Origin of the sequence: Nonomuraea sp. NPDC049784 (assembly GCF_040659615.1) — a bacterium.
In the GTDB taxonomy this organism is placed as follows: domain Bacteria; phylum Actinomycetota; class Actinomycetes; order Streptosporangiales; family Streptosporangiaceae; genus Nonomuraea.
Window position 1 is genome coordinate 1 of record NZ_JBFAMX010000943.1, and the last position, 2,857, is coordinate 2,857.

Below are 2,857 nucleotides of genomic sequence, written 5' to 3' on the forward strand. Positions count from 1 at the left end.
GCGTTGCGCGCGGCGGCGAGCTCGGCGGCGCGGAGCACATCGCCCCCGATGAGGACGTGTTCCAGCGCGGCCGTGCGTAGCTCGTCTCGGCGTGCGGCCGACTCTGTGAGCCCGGCGGCCAGGTCGAGGTGGGCGGCGGCCTCGTGCCACTGCCCGTGTTGTGCGGCCTTGGCGGCGAAACTGGCCAGCTCCTCGGCCAGCACCTCGTCGGGCCCGCCGGCCGCCGCCGCCCGGTGGCGCAGGGCCGTACCGGTGTCGTCGACCACGCGGGAGGCGGCCAGGTGCAGCCGCGCTCTGACGCCCGCGCCGAGCCCGTCGTAGGCGGCCGCCCGGGCCAGCGGCTCGGGGAAGCCGACCAGGCGGCCGGGGAGCTCTCGCAGCAGCCCGGCGTTCACGGCCTCTTCCAGGGCGTCCAGCGGCTCGTCGAGCCTGCCTGCGACGGCGGCCGCCACGTGCAGCGGGCAGTTCCCGCCGAGCACGGCGCACGCGGCGACGAGCCGGCCGGCGGCGGGGGTGCAGGCGTGCAGGCGGCGGGCGAAGGGGCGCACGTACGTGGCGGGTGCGGGCAGCCGAACCCCGCAGTCGGCCAGGACCTGGACGGGGACGGCGGCCAGCACGGCCCGGGCGTGCAGCGGGTTGCCCAGGGTGTGGTCGCGCAACCGCACGGCCCCCGGCTCGGTGAGGCCCCGGGTCCCGGCGGTCCCCGGCGTCGCCTCGAAGGCGTTGCCGTGTGCGACCCGCATCGCGTCAAAAGCGGTACCCGGCTCGCTCGGAGTCCGGGCGCAGGCGGGTTCGGGCAGGTGGGGGGCCAGCTCGGCGAGGTCGGCGGCGCTCAGCCCGTACAGCCTGATGCGGAGCGTCTCGTCGCCGGTCAGGAGCCGCCGCAGCCCTTCGGGCAACCACGGGTCGGCCAGGTCGCGGCAGGCGACGAGCGCGAGCACGCGCCCGGCCCGTACCCGCCGCAACACGTAACCGAGGGCCCGCAGCGAGGCGCCGTCCGCCCACTGCGCGTCGTCGACCAGCACCACCAGCGGCCCCCGCGCCTGGAGTGCGTCGATGACGTCGCAGACCACCTGCCCGGCGACGCACGGATCCTCCCCCGCCACCGCCAGCTCGCGGCCGGCCGCCTCGAGCTCCAGCCCCGCCTGCGGACCCAGTAGGGCTGCCTCGTCCGTGAGCTGGCGCAGGACGCCGAGCCTGAGCTGCCGTTCGCTCTCCTCGCCGCTGACGGCCAGCACCCGCGCGCCCGTGTCCCCGCCGAGCGCGTGGTGGATGAGCGCCGTCTTGCCGATCCCCTCCGGTCCCTCGACCACCACCCTCCTGGCGGGCCACTCGCCCGCCGCACGCAGCTCCGCGCGCAGCAGGGCCAGCTCCGCCGTCCTGCCGACGAACATGAGCACTCCCTCCGCCGCCCTCGCCATCCCAGAGTGTGGGCGGCGGCGCCTGATACACCTCAGCGCAACCGCTGCGCGAAGGGGTACCCCTCGTCGGGTCCCGACTCGGGCAGCACGAGCCGGGTGAAATCGCCCACCGTGATGGCGGGCGCGAGGAAGCTGAGTCCCGCGACCGTAGCCGTCGCGCACCCGCTGTCACGTCAGGATGTCCCTCCGTGATATCCCTGGTCCTGGCCGACCCGACCCCAGGCGACGGTGGCGTCGTCATGCCGCTTGCCCCGTACCGGTCCCCGGGTTCTCTCCAGCTCCCGTACCGCCCGGATCACCGCCTCCGGTCCCTCCCCCTCCAGCGCCGTCACGAGGTCCCCCCAGCTCCACCCGTACCACTCGACGAGCCGCGCCACCCCGTCGGTGAGCACCCCCACTCCGCGCACGTCCGCCACGGCACCGCACATCCCTTGCCGGGCCGCCTCGGGGCGACTGCCCGCCACCCAGAACCCGCCGGGCGCGTTGCGCATCCGCCGCACCAGCTCCACCGTGTACGGCCGCCCGCCCGGCAGCCCCTCCAACCGGTCGTCACTCACCACCTTGACCCCGCCGCCCGCCGGCTTGAAGACGACCGGCGAGTCGCCGAGCACGAGGTACTCCACACGTCCCCGGACGTCGCGCACCATGGCCACCGTCGCGGACGGCGAGTCGGGGTTGTCGAGGTCGCAGGTGCCGGAGTGCGCCGCCATCGTCGTCTCGATGGCCGCCTCCAACATGCCGGTCAGCGACGTTTCCGGCCGGTCGGCCACCAGCCCCGCCGCCAGCGCGCTCCCGAGCCGCGCCACCAACCACGGCACATCGTGCACGCACCCGCTGTCCACCCCGGCCGCCGCTGTGGCCCCGTCGAGCACGACGATCCACGACGGACCGGCGATCACCAGGTCCTCGTTGGGGCGCTCTGACCCGGGCCTGCTGGCGTACGTGACCTCCGCGAACATGACAGCGACTGTGCCACACCAACGCCTCACGCCGCCTGGCAGCCCACCTCCGGGCCGTTCACGACTCCGCCGGTGCAGGGAATGTCACGAAAGGCACCCAGGTCCAGGCCGGGCGTCAGTCGGCCCACCACCTCGTCGATCAAGGGGTGGGCCGACCTTGGGTCACCTACACGATGACGAGGTCACGGGGTGTGTTGTTGAGGCGCTCCGCGCCTGCGTCCGTGCACACCACGATGTCCTCGATTCGGGCCCCGTGCCGGCCAGGCAGGTAGATCCCCGGCTCCACCGAGAACGCGAAGCCCGGCTCCATCGGCGCCCCGTTGCCCGAGACGATGTACGGCTCCTCATGCGTCTCGATGCCGATCCCGTGCCCGGTCCGGTGGATGAAGTAGTCGCCGTACCCCGCCTCAGCGATGATGTCGCGGGCGGCCGCGTCGATCGACTCGCACGACACCCCAGGCCGCGCCGCCGCGCAGG

The 2,857-nt window shown here is 74.5% G+C and carries 3 protein-coding genes; all 3 read right to left on the bottom strand.

Features of this window, described 5'->3' with window-relative positions; all coding sequences use genetic code 11:
- A partial coding sequence (locus AB0J09_RS61420; protein ID WP_360713297.1) for an AAA family ATPase occupies positions 1-1,394 on the bottom strand: 1,394 nt, incomplete at its 3' end.
- Between the two features lie 200 nt (positions 1,395-1,594).
- Positions 1,595-2,380, bottom strand: a complete 786-nt coding sequence (locus AB0J09_RS61425; protein ID WP_360713299.1) for a protein phosphatase 2C domain-containing protein — start codon at positions 2,378-2,380, stop codon at positions 1,595-1,597.
- Positions 2,381-2,546: 166 nt separating this feature from the next.
- Positions 2,547-2,857 (bottom strand): M24 family metallopeptidase (locus AB0J09_RS61430; RefSeq protein ID WP_360713301.1); only part of this gene is annotated, 311 nt, incomplete at its 5' end.